General features: G+C 73.1%; 12 protein-coding genes. 7 read left to right on the top strand and 5 right to left on the bottom strand.

What is annotated here, in order from left to right:
• Window positions 1-16: 16 nt before the first annotated feature.
• On the top strand, window positions 17-1,150 hold the full coding sequence (locus tag FHS29_RS02910) for a DUF58 domain-containing protein (protein ID WP_246439782.1): 1,134 nt from the start codon (window positions 17-19) through the stop codon (window positions 1,148-1,150).
• On the top strand, window positions 1,147-3,240 hold the full coding sequence (locus tag FHS29_RS02905; protein ID WP_184687904.1) for a transglutaminase domain-containing protein: 2,094 nt from the start codon (window positions 1,147-1,149) through the stop codon (window positions 3,238-3,240). The genes FHS29_RS02910 and FHS29_RS02905 overlap by 4 nt, the downstream gene beginning before the upstream one ends.
• A gap of 127 nt (window positions 3,241-3,367) precedes the next feature.
• Here the strand turns inward: FHS29_RS02905 and FHS29_RS02900 are convergent, their stop codons facing one another.
• Entirely contained in the window at window positions 3,368-4,981 is a 1,614-nt protein-coding gene (locus tag FHS29_RS02900; protein WP_184687903.1) for a serine/threonine-protein kinase, read from the bottom strand.
• A gap of 87 nt (window positions 4,982-5,068) precedes the next feature.
• Here FHS29_RS02900 and FHS29_RS02895 point away from each other — a divergent pair, with 87 nt between their 5' ends.
• Together FHS29_RS02895 and FHS29_RS02890 are read left to right on the top strand one after the other, a co-directional pair.
• A complete protein-coding gene (locus FHS29_RS02895; protein ID WP_221455272.1) occupies window positions 5,069-6,736 on the top strand; it encodes an AMP-binding protein in 1,668 nt (555 codons plus the stop codon).
• 175 nt (window positions 6,737-6,911) lie between these two features.
• On the top strand, window positions 6,912-7,358 hold the full coding sequence (locus FHS29_RS02890) for a winged helix-turn-helix transcriptional regulator (protein WP_184687899.1): 447 nt from the start codon (window positions 6,912-6,914) through the stop codon (window positions 7,356-7,358).
• 202 nt (window positions 7,359-7,560) lie between these two features.
• Here FHS29_RS02890 and FHS29_RS02885 read toward each other — a convergent pair whose 3' ends face one another.
• On the bottom strand, window positions 7,561-8,178 hold the full coding sequence (locus FHS29_RS02885; protein ID WP_184687898.1) for an alpha-ketoglutarate-dependent dioxygenase AlkB: 618 nt from the start codon (window positions 8,176-8,178) through the stop codon (window positions 7,561-7,563).
• 73 nt (window positions 8,179-8,251) lie between these two features.
• Window positions 8,252-8,413 (bottom strand): hypothetical protein, encoded by a 162-nt coding sequence (locus FHS29_RS02880; RefSeq protein ID WP_184687896.1) that lies wholly within the window; start codon window positions 8,411-8,413, stop codon window positions 8,252-8,254.
• A gap of 329 nt (window positions 8,414-8,742) precedes the next feature.
• Here FHS29_RS02880 and icmF point away from each other — a divergent pair, with 329 nt between their 5' ends.
• Window positions 8,743-11,979, top strand: a complete 3,237-nt coding sequence (icmF, locus tag FHS29_RS02875; protein ID WP_184687895.1) for a fused isobutyryl-CoA mutase/GTPase IcmF — start codon at window positions 8,743-8,745, stop codon at window positions 11,977-11,979.
• Window positions 11,980-12,093: 114 nt separating this feature from the next.
• On the top strand, window positions 12,094-13,284 hold the full coding sequence (locus tag FHS29_RS02870; RefSeq protein ID WP_184687894.1) for a tetratricopeptide repeat protein: 1,191 nt from the start codon (window positions 12,094-12,096) through the stop codon (window positions 13,282-13,284).
• Here the strand turns inward: FHS29_RS02870 and FHS29_RS02865 are convergent.
• Window positions 13,255-15,270: a hypothetical protein gene (locus FHS29_RS02865; protein ID WP_312864718.1), complete on the bottom strand. Its 2,016-nt coding sequence runs from the start codon at window positions 15,268-15,270 to the stop codon at window positions 13,255-13,257. The genes FHS29_RS02870 and FHS29_RS02865 overlap by 30 nt on opposite strands.
• 349 nt (window positions 15,271-15,619) lie before the next feature.
• On the bottom strand, window positions 15,620-16,024 hold the full coding sequence (locus tag FHS29_RS02860; protein WP_184687890.1) for a hypothetical protein: 405 nt from the start codon (window positions 16,022-16,024) through the stop codon (window positions 15,620-15,622).
• Between the two features lie 104 nt (window positions 16,025-16,128).
• Here FHS29_RS02860 and FHS29_RS02855 point away from each other — a divergent pair, with 104 nt between their 5' ends.
• Window positions 16,129-18,171: a DNA gyrase/topoisomerase IV subunit B gene (locus FHS29_RS02855; RefSeq protein WP_184687888.1), complete on the top strand. Its 2,043-nt coding sequence runs from the start codon at window positions 16,129-16,131 to the stop codon at window positions 18,169-18,171.
• Window positions 18,172-18,177: the final 6 nt, after the last annotated feature.

Here is an 18,177-nt window from a genome sequence, read left to right as displayed (position 1 = left end):
GACGACGAGGGTCCGGTTGACCGCACGTGGCCTGGGCGCGGTGGTGCTCGGCGTGCCGCTGGTGGCGGTCGGCCTCTGGTGGCGCTACCCCGGTGTGGTGGGCCTGGGCGTGGCGCTGATCGCGCTGGCACTGGCCGGCGTGTTGTCGGTGCTGCCCCGCGCCCGGGTCGCGCCGAAGCGGACGGTGCGGCCCCGCACCGTGCAACGCCTCGGCACGTGCACCGGCACGATCGAGCTCACCGGCACCGGCAAGCGGTTCCCCGTGCTGTTCGACGCGACCGACGAGGTGGCCGGCGCGACCGTGCCGGTGGACATCCCGCTGCTCGACCCCGGCCGGCAGGTCAAGGTCGAATACCCCATTCCCACGCACACCCGCGGCCTGCTCAGGATCGGTCCGCTGACGCTGAGCAGGCGCGGCTTGGCCGGTCTCGCGCACGCCCGCACGGTCATCGGCGACGTGGTGGAGGTGCGGGTCGTGCCCCGTGTGCTGCCGGTGCGCGGCCTGCCCGGCGGCGTCAGACGCGGCCACGTCGGCGCGGACGAACGGGTCGAGCGCGGCGGCACCGACCTGGTGGGGCTGCGCGAGTACGTGCCCGGCGACGACCTGCGACGGCTGCACTGGGCGACGTCCGCCCGCACCGGCACGCTGATGATCCGCGAGGACGCCGACCCGGCCCGGCCGCACCTGGCCGTGGTGCTGGACGACCACGCCGAGGCCTACCCGGACCCGAAGGACTTCGAGGACGCGGTGGAGGTGGCCGCGTCGCTGGTGACCGTGGCGATCGCGGAGGGGCACCCGGTGCGGCTGCTGTCGGCGTCCGGTTCGGTGGACGTGGAGCTGCCGGCGGGTGCGGTGGACGCCGACGCGTCCGTCGTGCTCGCCGCGCTGGCCGACATCGAGGCCGTGACCGACCGCGGCGCGGCGCGTCCCGTGCCGGTGCGGGACCTGGACGTGGTGGCGGTGGTGTGCGGTGCCGGGTCGGCGCTGTCGGCGCTGCTGCTCGAAGCGGGACGGGCGTCGGTCGGCGTGGTGCTCGCCGTCGACCCGGCGCCCGACGCCGCGGTCTCCGCCATCGGCACGGTCCTGGTGCTGCGCGCGCCGCGAGCCGAGGGACTGCTGTCGGCGTGGAACACGGCGGTGTCCCGGTGACCGCGCGGCTGAGCTGGTCCGCGCTGCTGCTGGTCGTGGCGGCGATCCACTTCGCGTCCGGCTGGCAGGGTGCGCTGCCCGCGCTGGTGTTCGCGGCAGCCGCGCTGCTCGCGTTCGCCTGCGTGCCGCTGGTGCGGTGGCAGCGCGTGCCCACCGGGCTGACCATGTTCGGCATCCTGGTGCTGGCGCTGGTCGGCGGCTACTGGGTGGCGCGGGACAGCGCCGAGACGTCCGACCCGGTGAACGTGCTGCTCGACCTGGTGCCCCGCGTGCTGACCGCCGCGCGTCCCGCGCCCGCGACCCCGGAACTGCTCCTGCCCGGCGCGCTGCTGACCTTCGCGGTGGCCTTGGCGGCGGCTGTCTCCGTTGCGGGCAAAGGACGTTCCCTGCTCGCCCCGGTGGTGGGCGTGGCGGTGCTCTACACCTGCACGGCGTTGCTCACGGCCGGTCGCGCGGACCGGCACGGGCTGGTCGCGCTGGCGCTGGTAGCGCTGATCGCCCTCGGCTGGCTGCTGGTGGACCGGCTCGAAGCCGGTGGCCGCGTGCTGCTGGGCCTGCCCGCCGTGCCGGTGGCCGTCGTGGCGCTGCTGGCGACCCTGCTGCCCACCGGCGACGCGTTCGAGCCCCGGGAACTGGTCGAGCCGCCGGTGACCGACCTCGGCGTGGCCGGCCCGTTGCCGCAGCTGGCGGCGTGGGCGAACCTCGGCGACGCGGAGCTGTTCCGGGTCAAGGGGCCCGAACGCGCCGTGCGGCTGGTCGCGCTGTCGGACTACTCGGGCGCGGCGTGGCGGGCTGCGTCGCTCTACGGCCCCCTCGGCGCGGTCGCCGCACCCGACCTGCCGCCCGGCACGCGGGTGGAGGAAGCCGAGATCGAGGTGACCATCGGCGGGTTGACCGGCAGCTGGGTACCCACCGTGGGCCGCCCGACGTCGGTCACCCTGGACGCCGCGGTGGTCGACCCGGACTCCGGGTCCTTGGTGCTGCCCGACGAACTGTCGCCCGGCCTGCGCTACCGCACGCGCGGGGTGGTGGACGTGCCGGACGACACCGACCTGCTCGACGCGACCGTGCCCGCCGGCGGGCAGAGCCGCCGCTACCTGGCGCTGCCCGGCCTGCCGTTCTCGCTGGCCGAGTACGCCCGGCAGATCGTGCGGAACGCGCGCACGCCGTACGAACGGGCGGTCGCGATCGAGCAGGTCGTGAAGATCGGCCGCACCCCCGACGCCCGGGCCCCGGTCGGCTCGTCCTACGCGCGGCTGGAGCGCTTCCTGTTCGGCGACCCCGGCGAGCCGGGCGCCAACGCGGGCACCGCCGAGCAGTTCGCGTCGGCGTTCGCCGTGCTGGGCCGGGCCGTGGGTCTGCCGACCCGGGTCGTGGTCGGTTTCCAGCCGGCGGCGGGCGAGGAACGCGTGGTGCGCGGCAGCGACGCCACCGCGTGGCCCGAGGTGTACTTCTCCGGGTGGGGCTGGGTGCCGTTCGACCCGCTGACGGGCACCTCGTCGGGCGGTTCGAGCGCCGCAGCCAAGCGCGAGGTGCTCAACCGGCTGGCGTCGATCACCGCGACCCCGACCACCACCGCCCTCTCCGCACCGCCACCGTTCGTGCCGCCGTCGCAGGCCCCGGACGCGCGGGCGAGTGCGGCACCGTCCCGCCAGTGGGTGGGGCTGCTGGTGTCGGCCTCGATCCCGGTGCTCGTCGTGTTCGCGCTGGGGATGCTCCGCACCGGCCGCCGCCTGCGCCTGCGCCGTGCGGGTGCGGCCGGCGCCTGGGACCACGTGCTGGACCTGCTCCTGCTGTCCGGCCGGACACCCCATCGCGACCGGACCGCCCCGGACATCGCCCGGGACCTGGCCCTGGACCCGGCGATGAGACTCGCCGCGCTGGCCGACCGCGCCGCGTTCGCCCCGGACCGCCCGCCGGTTCCGCTCGCGGGCCGGCCACCGGCCGGCGCCACGTTCGCAGCAGGCCCGCCGGACCCGGCCGAGGCGTGGCGGTTGGCGCGCCAGGTCCACGCCGGACTGCGGAAGATCGTGCCGTGGCACCGCAGGCTGTTCTGGGCGGTCGACCCGCGCCCGCTCTGGCGGCGCTGACCCACCCACTCCGGTAACGCGGAGGCGCCTGCTCCGATGGCACCCGGTCCGATGGCACCCGCTCTGGTGGCACCCGGTCTGGTCGCACCCGCTCTGGTGGCCGCTGTGGTGGCCGCTGCACCGGTCGTCAGCGGTTGCGGACCGCGCAGGTGCGGGCGGACGAGCCCTTGTTGGTGCCCGGCTCCACCAGGCCGATCGCGATCAACTGGAAGCAGTACTGGTCGGCCTCCGGGTCGAGCCCTTCCAGCTTGTGCGAGGTCGACCCGGCCGCCACCCGGACCAGGGCCTGCGGCTTCGGCCCGGTCACGTCCACGACGACGAAGTGCGCCTGGCCCCCGCTCGGGTCGGTCCAGAACAGCTCGATGCTGGAACCGCCGTCCTCCAACCGCTTCAGCGTCGGCTGGTACTTCGGGTCGGCGCCCTCCGGGATGGTGGCGTCGGTCGTGCTGGGCACCGGGAGGTCCGACGTGGTGGTCGTGGTGCTCGGCGGCGAAGCCCGCCCATCACCCCGTTCCTGCGTGCTCAGCAGCACGCCCGCCGCGATGCCCGCCACCACGGCCACGGACGCGAACACCAGCGCGCGCCGGCTGCGGCGCGGCTCGGGCGGCGGTTCGGGCAGCGTCACCACCGGTGGTGCGGGCGGCGGGACCACCGGTCTGCTCGGCACGTCGTGCCGCACGGTCAGGTCGGCCAGGTCCTCGGTCCACGTGCGCACCGGCTCGGGCGTCGCGACGTCCTCCGCCTCGGTGACCTGGGGAGCCTCCGGCGCCGGGCGCGGACCGAAGTCCGGGATCGACGTCGGGCCTTCGGGGAACCGTTCGGGCACCTGCCGCCGCACGGCCGCGGTGTGGTCGGGGTCCACGGTGGACTGAGGTGCCCGGGTCGGCACGGCCGCCAGCGCCGCCCGCAGCGCCGTCGCGTCGGGGAACCGGTCCTCGCGCGCCTTGCTCAGGCAGCGCATGATCAGCGCCACGAGCTCCGGCGGCACGTCCCGGCGGGTCAGCGACCGGGGCGGCGACGACTGCACCCGGCCCAGGTAGCCGAGCATGGTGTCCTGCTCGGGCGTGGACGACGCGAACGGCGGTTGGCCGTCGAGCAGGGTGAACAGGGTGGAGCCGAGCGACCACAGGTCGTCCGACGCGGCCGGTCGCTGCCCCTGCACCATCTGCGGCGCGGCGTGCCGGTAGCTGACCAGCTGGAGCGACGCCGAGTGCCCCGCGTCGGCGCCCCGCGCGATGCCGAAGTCGGCCAGCACGTAGGACGTGGGCAGCACCAGGATGTTCTGCGGCTTCACGTCCCGGTGCAGGATGCCCTCGCCGTGCGCGAACGCCAGCGCGTCGGCCACGGCCATGCCCGCCGCGATCACCTCGGACACCGGCAGCGGCCCGCGCTGTCGCAGGCTGTCGTGCAGGGAACCCAGGTCGTAGTACTCCATCACGATGCACGGCCGCCCGGCGATCGAACCGGTGTCCAGCACGGTCACGATGTGCGGGTGCCGGCGGCCCAGCCGGACGGTGATCTCCAGTTCGCGCCGGAACCGGGCGACGGTGTCCGGGTCGGTCACGTCCAGGACCTTCACCGCGACGTCACGGCCCAGGCCGTCCTGGTGCGCCCGGTACACGGTGCCCTCGCCGCCGTGCGCCACGAGCCGGAAGTCGCTGTAGCCGGCCAGGCTGATCGCGGGAGCCGCGCCCGCGGAGGGCTGCGGCGCCCAGGCGTTCAGGTCGTCGGACGCGTCCACCGCCGAATCCTACCGGGCAGCCCGGCACCGGGAGGACACCTCCGAATGGGGGTGGTGCGCCGACTCGTCCCGGTCGACCCTCGGTCGATGAGCTTCCGCGACGCCCGTGACTTCCTGCTTCGCCACGCGACCGACTACGCCGCCGCCCGGGCCGGGTTCCGCTGGCCCGAGCTCGACGAGTTCAACTGGGCGCTGGACTGGTTCGACCCGATCGCCCGGGACAACGACCGGACCGCGCTGTGGATCGTGGAGGAGGACGGCGGCGAGGGCCGCTGGTCGTTCGCGGAACTGTCCCGCCGTTCCAGCCAGGTGGCGAACTGGTTGCGGGACAACGGGGTGCGGCGCGGCGACCGGGTGGTGCTGATGCTGGGCAACCAGGTGGAGCTGTGGGAGACCCTGCTGGCGGCGATGAAGCTCGGCGCGGTGGTCATCCCCGCGACCACCCTGCTCGGCGCGGCGGACCTGCGGGACCGGGTCGAGCGCGGGGGAGCGCGGCACGTCGTGGTGGGCGCGGCGGACGCCTCGAAGTTCGCCGACGTGCCCGGCGACTACACCCGGATCGCGGTCGGCCCACCGGTTCCGGGGTGGCTCGACTACGCGCGGTCGCGGGACGCCTCGGGTGACTTCACGCCCGATGCCGCCACCCGCGGGTCGGACACGCTGCTGCTCTACTTCACCTCCGGCACGACCGCGCGCCCGAAGCTGGTCGAGCACACGCACCTGTCCTACCCGGTCGGCCACCTGTCCACGATGTACTGGATCGGTCTGGAACCGGGCGATGTGCACCTCAACATCTCGTCGCCGGGCTGGGCGAAGCACGCGTGGAGCAACGTCTTCGCGCCGTGGAACGCCGAGGCGACGGTCTTCGTCCACAACTACACCAGGTTCGACGCGGTCCGCCTGATGTCGGAGGTGGATCGTTGCGGCGTGACGAGCTTCTGCGCGCCGCCCACGGTGTGGCGCATGTTGATCCAGGCCGACCTGACGGCGTTGCGCACGCCGCCGCGCAAGGTCGTGGGCGCGGGCGAGCCGCTCAACCCCGAGGTCATCGAGCAGATCCGCGCCGCGTGGGGCGTCACGATCCGGGACGGCTTCGGCCAGACCGAGACGACCGTGCAGATCGCCAACACGCCCGGCCAGGACGTGAAGCCCGGCTCCATGGGCCGCCCCGCACCCGGCTACCCGGTGGTGTTGGTCGACCCGGTCACCGGCGAACCGGGCACCGAGGGGGAGATCTGCCTGGACCTGTCCGACCGCCCGCTCGGCCTGATGGTCGGCTACCACGGCGACGCCGAGCGCACCGCCGAGGTGATGCGCGACGGCTACTACCACACCGGCGACATCGGCTCGGTCGACGAGGACGGCTACCTGACCTACGTCGGGCGCACCGACGACGTGTTCAAGGCGTCGGACTACCGCATCTCGCCGTTCGAGCTGGAGAGCGTGCTGCTGGAGCACGAGGCGGTCGCGGAGGCGGCGGTCGTGCCGTCGCCGGACCCGGTGCGGCTGTCGGTGCCCAAGGCGTACGTGGTGCCGGCGGAAGGTTTCCCGGCCGACGAGGAGACGGCGTTCGCCATCCTGCGGTACGCGCGGGAGAACCTGGCCCCGTACAAGCGGATCCGGCGGCTGGAGTTCACCGACCTGCCGAAGACCATCTCCGGCAAGATCCGCCGGGTCGAGCTGCGGGGCCGGGAGACCGGCGAGCGGCCGGCGGGGGAGTACCGCGAGGAGGACTTCCCGGCCCTGCGCGGCTAGCGCCGAACCTCCGCACCGCCTTCGCCCGGACGGGTGAAACCCGGCAGACCCGGCTCAGTGCCGGACAGGGCGTCCCCAGCGGGTGGTCCGGCCCGCCGGATGCGCTCGGGCGGTGGCCCACCGCCAGTGCTCGGCGAGTCGGTTTTGTCAAGAAACCCTTGGTTACCATGGGCGGATGCTCCGACGCACGTATGACGGCCAGATCTGCTCGGTAGCCCGCACGCTCGAAGTGGTGGGTGAGCGGTGGACGTTGTTGATCGTGCGCGACGCGTTGCTGGGCGTCACCCGATTCGACGGTTTTCTGGGCCGTCTGTCGATCGCCCGCAACGTGCTCAGCGACCGGCTGAGCGGCCTGGTGGAGCACGGCGTGCTGGAGCGGGTGCAGTACCAGGACCGCCCGCCAAGGCACGAGTACCGGCTGACGAACAGGGGTCGTGAGCTGACCACGGTGATCCTGTCGCTGAGGGAGTGGGGCGACCGGCACCTGGCGGGCGAGGCGGGGCCGCCGCAGCTCAGCGAACACGCCGACTGCGGCGGCCGGATCACGACCCGGGTGGTCTGCGAGCGCTGTGCCGAGCAAGTGCCGCCGGGCCGGGTCGTCACCCGTCCCGCCCAGGGGTGAACACCGCCGTGCACACCCCTCGCATCAACCGCTCGACGATCGACGCCGGCACGCCGTCAGGTGACATCCGAAGCGGACTTCACCGACGCATACGCCGGCCATTCAATACTTCTCGCCAGTCATCGCAGTCAAGCGGAAAACGTCATCGATCGGGTGAATTCCGGACTACTGCGGAATACGATCCCGTGGCTTTCGCGCGGGTTCAGCGCACGCCGCGAGGCCGGAACTGGATGCTGATGCGCGGACCCACCGGCTTCGCGGTCTTCGGCACGGTGTGCTCCCACGTCCGCTGGCACGAGCCGCCCATCACGATCAGATCCCCGTGGCCCAGGGCGTACCGGACGGTGGCACCGCCGCCGCGCGGGCGCAGCATCAGGGCTCGGGGTGCGCCCACCGAGACGATCGCGACCATGGTGTCCTCGGTGCTGCCGCGTCCGGTGGTGTCGCCGTGCCACGCCACGCTGTCCCGGCCGTCGCGGTAGTAGCAGAGACCGGCCGTGCGGAACGGCTCGCGCAATTCCCCGGCGTACCACTCGCTCAGCGCCGTGCGGGCCTCGGTCAGCACCGGGTCCGGCAGGGCGGCGTCCTCGCGGTAGAAGCACAGCAGGCGGGGCACGTCGACCACCCGCTCGTACATCTGCCGCCGCTCGGCGTGCCACGGCACGTCCACGACCAGGCGGCGGAACAGTTCGTCGGCGCCGGTCAGCCAACCGGGCAGCACGTCGACCCACGCGCCGTCGCCCAGCTCGGTGCGGCGTACGCCGGTCAGCGGGCGCAGGCCCAGTGGCTCCGCGCCGTCGTCGAACAGCGAGACCTGCATGGTGCCGAGCCTAGACCAAGTCGAACACGTGTTCGACCGCAAGGCTCACTATTCCTTCAGTGCAGACTAAAGATCAAGCGTCGGGCTCCGGCTTCCGCCTTCGCCCACCGGCCCGCACCTGCTTGGACGGGTCGTCCACGGGCTCGGCCACGGCGGCTTGGCCCGCCTCGGCCTTCGCCGTTTGATCGGCGAGCAGGATGGCCGCCAGCTCGTCGTAGATCGGTGTGCCGCTCATAAACCCTCGCTTACCCCTTTCATGGAAAAGTTACACGCGCGTGCGAACGGGGGGACGATCGGGGCCGGCAAACGGATCAACGGCGGTCGGAATTCACCTGCCCGGGTACGGCCGGCGCCGCGCGAGTGCGCCGGGGTCGGGGCGGTGGATCATGGTCGCACCGAGTAGTGGACAGTGGAGCTGTGCGGGCGCCCGGAAGCGGACGTGCCGCTCGGGCGCATCCGCCGACACGGGGCCGTGGTGATCTGACGCACATGTCCCTACTACTTCCGATAGACGGATGTCCTAGTAATCTGGATGCGAGTTCCGCGCTGCCCGAAGGAGCCGTCGTGACTGCCGCAAACCCGCTGCACACCCCCGAGCACCCGGTCCGCTTCGTCACCGCGGCCAGCCTCTTCGACGGCCACGACGCGGCGATCAACATCATGCGGCGCATCCTCCAGGCCCAGGGCGCGGAGGTGATCCACCTCGGCCACAACCGGTCGGTGCGCGAGGTCGTCGCCGCGGCGGTGCAGGAGGACGTGCAGGGCATCGCCATCAGCGCCTACCAGGGCGGCCACGTCGAGTACTTCAGCTACCTGGTGGAGCTGCTCGCCGAGCGCGGCGCGGAGCACATCGAGGTCTTCGGCGGCGGTGGCGGCGTCATCGTGCCCGAGGAGATCGAGCTGCTGCACTCGCGCGGGGTGGCCCGGATCTTCTCGCCGGCGGACGGTCAGGAACTCGGCCTCGCCCGGATGATCAACTCCATGGTGGCGTCCTGCGACCGGGACCTCGCGGCGTCGGCGCCGGCGTCCTGGGACGGGCTGTTCACCGGTGCGGACGATGTGCTGGCCCGGGCCATCACGCTGATCGAGGCCGGGCGGCTGCCCGACGACCTGAGGGACCGGCTGACCGCGGCCGCGCGCCCGGTGCCCGTGCTCGGCATCACCGGCACCGGCGGCTCGGGCAAGTCGTCGCTGACCGACGAGCTGGTCCGCCGCTTCCGGCTGGACCAGGAGGACAAGCTCCGGATCGCGGTGCTGGCGATCGACCCGACCCGCCGGCGGGGCGGCGGTGCGCTGCTCGGCGACCGCATCCGGATGAACTGCCTGGACGGCGACCGGGTGTTCTTCCGCTCGCTGGCCACCCGCCGCGCGGGCAGCGAGGTGCCGGACGGCCTGTCGGACGCGATCCTGGCGTGCAAGGCCGCCGGGTTCGACCTCGTGGTGGTGGAGACGCCCGGTATCGGGCAGGGCGACGCGGCGATCGTGCCGTTCGTGGACTTCTCGCTGTACGTGATGACGCCGGAGTTCGGCGCCGCGTCGCAGCTGGAGAAGATCGACATGCTGGACTTCGCGGACGCGGTGGCGATCAACAAGTTCGAGCGCCGGGGCGCGGAGGACGCCCGCCGGGACGTGGCCCGCCAGCTGGTGCGCAACCGGGAGGCGTTCGGCGTCCCGTGGGAGGACATGCCGGTCTTCGGCACCAGTGCGGCGACGTTCAACGACGACGGTGTGACGGCGCTGTACCAGCACCTGCGCGGCGAGCTGGTGGGGCGCGGGCTGGAGGTGTCGCCGGGGGCGCTGCTCCCGGTGTCGGGCAAGGTCTCCACGTCCGCGTCGACGGTCGTGCCCGCGTCCAGGGCCCGGTACCTCGCGGAGATCGCGGAGACCGTGCGCGGCTACCACCGGGCGACCGAGACCCACGTGGACGCGGTGCGCCGAGCCGCGCACCTGCGTGCCGCGCGGGACGAGCTGGCCGCCGCCGGGCACGACACGGCGGCGATCTCGGAGCTGCTGGCCTCGGCGGACCAGCACGTCGACGGCGTGGCCGCGGAGCTGCTGGCGGCGTGGCCCAAGGTGGTGGAGGACTACACCGGCGACGAGCTGGTGGTCCGGGTGCGGGACCGGGAGATCCACACCCGGCTGACGCGGGAGACGTTGTCGGGCAACAAGGTCCCGCGCGTGTCGCTGCCGCGCTACGACGACGAGGGCACCTTGCTGAGGTTCCTGCGCAAGGAGAACCTGCCCGGCTACTTCCCCTACACGGCGGGTGTCTTCCCGTTCAAGCGGGATGGGGAGGACCCGGCCCGGATGTTCGCGGGCGAGGGCGACGCGTTCCGCACGAACCGCCGTTTCAAGTACCTCTCCCAAGGTTCGGAGGCGACCCGGCTGTCCACCGCGTTCGACTCGGTGACGCTGTACGGCCGCGACCCCGACACCCCGCCGGACGTCTACGGCAAGATCGGCACGTCCGGTGTGTCCATCGCGACCCTGGACGACATGAAGGCGCTCTACGACGGTTTCGACCTGACCGCGCCCACCACGTCGGTGTCGATGACCATCAACGGTCCGGCGCCGACGATCCTGGCGTTCTTCCTGAACACCGTGATCGACCAGCGGATCGACGCGTTCCGGGCGGCGGAGGGGCGTGAGCCCACCGAGGAGGAGGCGCGGGAGCTGCGGGCGTGGGCGCTGGCGAACGTGCGCGGCACGGTGCAGGCCGACATCCTCAAGGAGGACCAGGGGCAGAACACCTGCATCTTCTCCACCGAGTTCTCGCTGCGGATGATGGCCGACATCCAGGAGTGGTTCATCCGGCAGAAGGTGCGCAACTTCTACTCGGTGTCGATCTCCGGCTACCACATCGCCGAGGCGGGCGCGAACCCCATCAGCCAGCTGGCGTTCACGCTGGCCAACGGGTTCACCTACGTCGAGTCGTACCTGGCGCGCGGCATGGACGTGGACGACTTCGCGCCGAACCTGTCGTTCTTCTTCTCCAACGGCATGGACGCCGAGTACAGCGTGATCGGCCGGGTGGCGCGGCGGATCTGGGCGATCGCGATGCGGGAGCGCTACGGCGCCAACGACCGCTCGCAGAAGTTCAAGTACCACGTGCAGACCTCGGGCCGGTCGCTGCACGCGCAGGAGATGGACTTCAACGACATCCGCACCACGCTCCAGGCGTTGTGCGCGTTGTACGACAACTGCAACTCGTTGCACACCAACGCCTACGACGAGGCGATCACCACGCCGACCGAGTCGTCGGTGCGCCGGGCGATGGCCATCCAGCTCATCATCAACAAGGAGTGGGGCCTGTCGTCGAACGAGAACCCGTTGCAGGGTTCGTTCGTCGTCGACGAGCTGACCGACCTGGTCGAGGAAGCCGTGCTGATGGAGTTCGACCGGCTGTCCGAGCGCGGCGGGGTGCTGGGCGCGATGGAGACCGGCTACCAGCGCGGCCGGATCCAGGACGAGTCGATGCTCTACGAGCAGCGCAAGCACGACGGCTCGCTGCCGTTGATCGGCGTGAACACGTTCCTGCCGGACGGCGGCGAGCGCGAGCACGTGACGATCGAGCTGGCGCGGGCGACCGAGGACGAGAAGCGGTCGCAGGTGGAGCGGACGCGGGCGTTCGCGGCGTCGCACGCGTCGGAGGCCGAGCCCGCGCTGCGCCGGCTGAAGGAAGCCGCGCAGTCCGGTGAGAACGTGTTCGCGGTGCTGATGGACGCCGCGCGGGTGTGCACGCTGGGCCAGGTGACGGAGGCGTTCTTCGAGGTCGGCGGCCAGTACCGGCGCAACGTCTGACCTCTGGGCCCCGGTCGGGCCTGGCCCCGCGAGGGTCCGGGCCGGCGGCGCCACTCGCGGCGGGGCGCGGTCGCGGGCCACCATGGGGGCAGCCGGAACCCGAGGAGCCGTGCCGTGCCCCCTGCCTACCAGCCCGATCCCGGACCCCGTGCCCTCGCGCGGCGGCTGGGCGCGCTGGCCACGGCCGGTGTGCCGGTGCGGTGCGGGGTGTGGCTGGGGTTGGCGGAGCCCGGTCCGGGGTCGTCGCGGCTCGCCGAGGTCACGCACGCGGTGGCGCGGCACTTCGCGGACGGCGACGTGGCGGCGTTGCCGCGCTTCAACACCAACCCGTCGCCGGTGACGAGGGTGTTCGCGGCGGCCAGCCACGGCCGGGTGGACGCCCTGGGCCCCGACATGGCCGCGTTCCCGGACGACCTGGCGTCGCCGCTGTGGTGGCGGGTGCTCTCCCGTGCCCGTGCGGAGCTGAGCACCGCCGAGCGTTCCGTCGCGGCGGACGTGCTGCTGCGCCTGGGCTATCAGCGGCACGCGGCCGACGTGCTCGGGATGGCCGACTTCCGGGGGTTCACGCCGGGGTTGGCGGTCAGGCAGCTCGCCGTGCTGTTCTGGTCCCGGCCCTCGTCCCGGGAGGTCGAGGAGCTGGCTCTGCACGGGGCCCGCGACCCCGGCCTCCCCGCCGACGCGCGGCACGCGCTGGCGCTGTTCGTCCTCGTCCGCAACGGCAGGCGGGGCACCGACACCGCGGCCTTGCGGGAAGCCGCCGCGCTGGCCGGGCGGACCGCGCCGGACGACCCGCTGGCACGGCAGGCGCACTACCGCGCGCTGGCGTTCGTCCCGTTCCTCCGGGGCGACCGGACCGCCACCTGGGACCTGCTCGACCGCGCGCTGGACAGCCAGCGCGCCGCGCGACCGGGCACCCCGCTCGACCGGCTCGCCCGGGACGACTACGCCTACCCGCTGCACGAGACCATCGCCCGCACCCACCTGCGGACCGGCGCGCCGGACAAGGCGGTCGACGCGACCGGCGTGCTGGTGGCGCTCAGCCCGAACGACGCCCGCACGTGGTCCATCCGGGGCGACGCGCTGCTGGCCGCGGACCGGCTCGAAGAGGCCGTGCGGGCGTTCGACGCGGGTGTGGCGCTGGGTGGCCTGCCCGCGGCACGGGCCGCGTTCTACCGGGGCTGGGCCCTGGACCGCCTGGGGCGTCGTGCGGACGCCGTCGAGTCCTACCGGCTGTCGTGGCGGATCGACCCGACCGTGCCGGCGGTGGCACGGGCGTCAGGCGTCGGCCCGGGCGAGGTCGCGTAGGGCGACGGCGGCACGTTCCAGGCTGCCCAGCACTCCCGGCGGCAGCTCGTGGTGGCGGCCGACGACCTCCTGCAGCATCACCTGCACCGGCGCGGACTCCTCCGCTTCGGCCACCGCGAGCACCTTGAACGCCGTGCCCGGCGCGAACACCACCCGTTCCTGGAGCAGGCTGCCGAACGAGTCGACCACCTGCACCTGCCGCCCGGTCACCGACCAGACCAGGAACTCCGCCCGCCCGTCCACCGGCAGCACCGGACCGGACACCGTGCTCAGCAGGCCGTGCTCCACCAGCAGGTCACCGGTCCGGAACCGGCGAGCCTCGCCCCAGCACACCGTGACGCCCTGGTACACCGGCAGCCGCCGCAACCCGGACACGACCCCCGCCGCGTACGGCCGCAGCCGGCCCAGCCGACCGGTGCGCAGCGCCTCCACCACGACCTCTTCGTCCTGCTGGAGGCACGCCGACACGGCCGCCAGGTCGGTCACGACGGCCTCGAACGCCTCCGGGTCCTCCGGCCGCTCCTCGATGTGCCGGCACGCCACCGCCGCGTGCTCGCCGTACCGCTCGCCGAGCATCCGGCGCAACGCGTCGCGCTCCTGCTCCGTGCTGCGGTGGCCGGCCGGCACGACCTCGTCGCCCGACTGCTCGCCCCACACCGGCGCGGGCGGCGCGGGCAGCGGGCCGTCCAGGCTCAGCGGCACGGGTTCGTCGGCGGCCGGAGCAACCGGCTCCTCCTCGGCCACCGGGGGCCGGGGCAGCGGGGTCGGGTCGCAGAACACCACCTTGAGCAGTCGGCGCACCTCCGGCTCCAGGCGTTCCACCAGGGACGCGCCCGCCACCGCCACCGCGCCCGCGGTGGTCTTGCCGGGCGAGCCGACGGTCAGCCGCGCCCACTCCGGGTCCACCGGCAGGGCACGCACCTCCGGCCCGTTGTCCTCGGCGTCGCGCACCCACAGCCCGGACGGCACGACCTCCAGCACCACGCCACCGCCCAGGTCGAACACCCCCGGCCCGCGCTCCACCAGGCCCGGCACCGGCACCCGGTAGCCGGACACGACGGGCACCCCGCCCGGCGCGTAGCCGACCTCCGTCACGTACGGGCGCCACGTCTGCTGGCCGCGCGGGTTGACCGCGACCACCGCCGCGCCGGTGCGCACCGACCCCACCGGCAGCCCGGTGTACAGCGCGATCGGCTCGCCGAGCTGGTCGGCCACCGCCTGGCCCTGGTGCTCGCCGCCGTACCAGACCAGCCGCACCCGCGACCGGGCCGCCGAGGACAGCCCGCCGAGCAGCCGGCACACCTCGTCGGTCGGGATCTGCGGCTGACCCGGACCGCCGACCACGACGGTCAGCACGTTGTCCCGGCACGGCAGTCCGACCACCGGCCGGGCGTCCGGCGCGGCCGGGTCGAACGGCACCCGCCGGCCGCGCAGCCACAGCCCCGCCGGGATCGGTTCGGAGATGCCCACCTCGCCGGTCGGCCACGGCGAGTTCGGGTCCACCGCCTCCCACTGCGGCACCGGGTACCGCCGCCCCAGCGGCATCGGCGACGCGCCGGGCAGGAACCGCAGCCAGCACCCGTACCCGCCGTTGCCGTTGCCCACCACGAACGCCGCACCCGGCACGGTGGTCACCGCGCCGTCCGCCGCGACCACCTCGGTCTGCAACTGCTCGGACAGCCACTGGGCGGGCGCGGTGGGCCGCATGGTGCCCGCGTGCGAGGTCATCAGCCGGACCGGTCCGCGGCCCTGGAGCGCCGCCGCCACCGCCGGCCAGGACGCGGCGTCGTCACCGGGCGGGAAGTCCACCACGACCACCGTCCGCCCGCGGTCCACCGGCAGCCCGCGGGCCAGGTTCGTGGCCGCCTGACCGGGCCCGGAGGGCGGTGCGACGACCAGGGTGGCACCCGCGAAGGACGCCGAGAACCGGGGCGGGGCGGGCGTGGGCTCGCGTTCGACCACGGGGGGCTCGGCGGGTGCCGTCACCACAGGCTCCTTCGGCACGGCAGCAGCACGTCGGAACATCAAGGCGCCCGATCACCTCCAGGCACGACTGCGCGGATCGTCCGCACTCTACGCGAACCAGGGGTGGGTACGGCCAGCTACGACCGAGCCGCCCGAGGGTTACGGGCCGGTTGTGTGGCACCCGCCACCCCGTGCCGGAACCCCGCTCCCGGACCGTCTCCCGCACCCTCCCGGACCGTCTCCCGCACCCCTTCGGACCCGTTTCCCGGACCCTCCCGAACCCGCGCACCGCCCGCCACCGACCTTCGAAACGCCCCTTCGGGACCTCGCGCGGCCCGCCGCGGACAGGGGCGGGCCGATCGCCGCCACCTCAGTCCAGAGTGGACTCCCGTGCCCGCCGGGAGGCGCGCAGTGAAGCCCCGACGAGGACACCGAACGCCACGTGGTCCGCCCACTGCGGTCCGCGCGGCAGGGCGCGCACCGCCGGGTAGCGCCGTCCGACGACCTCCAGGTCCACCGCCGCGACGAGCGCACCCGCCAGCGCGCCACCCGCCACACCCAGCGGACGCCGCCGGTCCACGGCCGCCAGCACGGCCGTCCAGAACACCGACACACCCACGTGGGCCAGAACACCGCGCGCCACACCCGGCCGGCCCAGCAGCGTCCCGGCGGCCTTCGTCGCGGCCAGTGCGTCACGGCCGGTCAACAGCGCGTGTACGGTCGACGGCACGCCACCGAAAATCGCGGCGCCCATCCAGGTCCGAAGCAGCCCCATGACGTGATTCTCCGTCGTGTGGGCGCAGAATTGTCGGACCCGGAAGTTACCCTCCACTACCGTGAACCGCTCGACGCACATCAAGACCTGGGGAGACCGACCCGGTGACCGCTGAGATCCTGTACGGGGCCGACGACCTGACCCACCTGGAAGGTCTGGAAGCGGTTCGCAAGCGCCCCGGCATGTACATCGGGTCCACCGACAGCAGGGGGATCAACCACCTGTTCACCGAGGTGGTCGACAACTCCACCGACGAGGGCGTGGCCGGGCACGCGACGAAGATCGTGGTCACCTTGCACGCCGACGGCAGCGTCCAGGTCGACGACGACGGCCGGGGCATCCCGACCGGCACGCACGCCAAGTCCGGCCTGTCCGGCGTCGAGCTGGTGCTCACCCGGCTGCACGCGGGCGGCAAGTTCGGCGGCTCCGGCTACAAGACCTCCGGCGGCCTGCACGGCGTCGGCGCGTCCGCGGTCAACGCGCTGTCCCACAGGTTCGACGTGGTGGTGCTGCGCGAGGGCAAGAAGCACGAGATGTCGTTCGCGCACGGCGTGCCCGGCACGTTCGACGGCCCCGGCCCGAACGCGGCGTTCACCCGCGAGTCCGGCCTGCGCGTCACCGGCCGCACCAAGCGCACCGGCACCTCCATCCGGTACTGGTACGACGCCCGGTACTTCGAGAACGGCGCGAAGCTCGACGTCGAAGCGGTCCGCGCGAAGCTGCGCAACACCGCGTTCCTGGTCCCCGGCGTCACCTACACCCTGCGCGACGCCACCGAGGGCGCGATCGTCGAGGAGACGTTCCACTACCCCGGCGGCCTGTCCGACATGGTGGACTTCCTGGCCCCGTCCGACGAGAAGCCGGTGACCGGCACGCTGCTGATCAACGGCACCGGCGTCTACCACGAGAACGCCGCCGACGAGAACGGCGTGATGCGCTCCAAGGTCGAGCGCCAGGCCGAGGTCGAGATCGCCCTGCGGTGGGGCACCGGCTACGAGCGCACCGTCGAGTGCTTCACCAACACCATCCGCAACGTGCACGGCGGCACCCACCGCCGCGGCTTCGAACGCGCGATGGTCAAGGCCGTGCAGGAGGCCATCGGCAGGTCCCGGGGCCTGCTCAAGCCCAAGGAAGACCCGCCCACCCTGGAAGACGTGCTGGAGGGCATGACGGCGGTGGTGCACGTCCGCATCCCCGAACCGCAGTTCACCTCCCAGACCAAGGACGAGCTGTCCACCGCCGGCATCACGAAGGTGACGCTCGGCGTCGTCGAGAAGCACATCAAGGCGTGGACCGAGGACCGCCGCACCAAGGCCGAGGCGAAGACCGTCCTGCAGAAGGTCGTCGACGCCTCCCGCGTCCGCCTGACGCAGAAGCAGCAGAAGGACGCCGCCCGCCGCAAGACGGCCCTCGAAGGCGCGGCCATGCCCGCCAAGCTGGTGGACTGCCGCTCCACCGGCGTGGCCCGCAGCGAGCTGTTCCTGGTGGAGGGCGACAGCGCCCTCGGCTCGGCGCGGATGGCCCGGGTCTCGGAGTACCAGGCCCTGCTGCCGCTGCGCGGCAAGATCCTCAACGTGCAGAAGGCCGGCCTCGCCGACACCCTGCGCAACGTCGAGATCGCCTCCATCGTGCAGGTCCTCGGCGCGGGCACCGGCCGCACGTTCGACCTGCCCGCGATGCGGTACGGCCGGGTGATCCTGATGGCCGACGCGGACGTCGACGGCTCGCACATCCGGACGCTGCTGATCACGCTGTTCGCCAAGTACATGCGGCCGGTGATCGAGGACGGCCGGCTGTACGCCGCGATGCCCCCGCTGCACAAGGTGGTGACCAAGGGCCGCAACCCGGAGACCCACTTCACCTTCACGCAGCGGGAGATGGAGCAGACCGTCGCCCGGCTGGAGAAGGCCGGCAAGACGATCGTCAAGCCGGTGCCCCGGTTCAAGGGCCTCGGCGAGATGGACGCGGACGAGTTGTGGGAGACCACCATGAACCCCGCCACCCGTTCCGTCCGCCGCATCACCATGCACGACGCGGAAGCCGCGGAGGCCGCGTTGGAGCTGCTGATGGGGGAGAAGGTGGAGCCGCGCCGGGCGTGGCTCGTCGAGTCGGCCGCACGGGTCGACCAGTCCGCGATCGACGTCTGACGCAGG

It is taken from the genome of Saccharothrix tamanrassetensis (assembly GCF_014203665.1).
GTDB classification, from domain to species: domain Bacteria; phylum Actinomycetota; class Actinomycetes; order Mycobacteriales; family Pseudonocardiaceae; genus Actinosynnema; species Actinosynnema tamanrassetense.
The sequence above is the reverse complement of the archived record's forward strand: the minus strand, read 5'-3'. Positions and strand labels throughout refer to the sequence as shown.

Excerpts from the sequence above, each read along its gene's own strand:
- FHS29_RS02895 (WP_221455272.1), top strand. The coding sequence starts at position 5,069 with ATGAGCTTCCGCGACGCCCGTGACTTCCTGCTTCGCCACGCGACCGAC.
- FHS29_RS02890 (WP_184687899.1), top strand. The coding sequence starts at position 6,912 with ATGCTCCGACGCACGTATGACGGCCAGATCTGCTCGGTAGCCCGCACG.
- FHS29_RS02885 (WP_184687898.1), bottom strand. The coding sequence starts at position 8,178 with ATGCAGGTCTCGCTGTTCGACGACGGCGCGGAGCCACTGGGCCTGCGC.
- FHS29_RS02880 (WP_184687896.1), bottom strand. The coding sequence starts at position 8,413 with ATGAGCGGCACACCGATCTACGACGAGCTGGCGGCCATCCTGCTCGCC.
- FHS29_RS02860 (WP_184687890.1), bottom strand. The coding sequence starts at position 16,024 with ATGGGGCTGCTTCGGACCTGGATGGGCGCCGCGATTTTCGGTGGCGTG.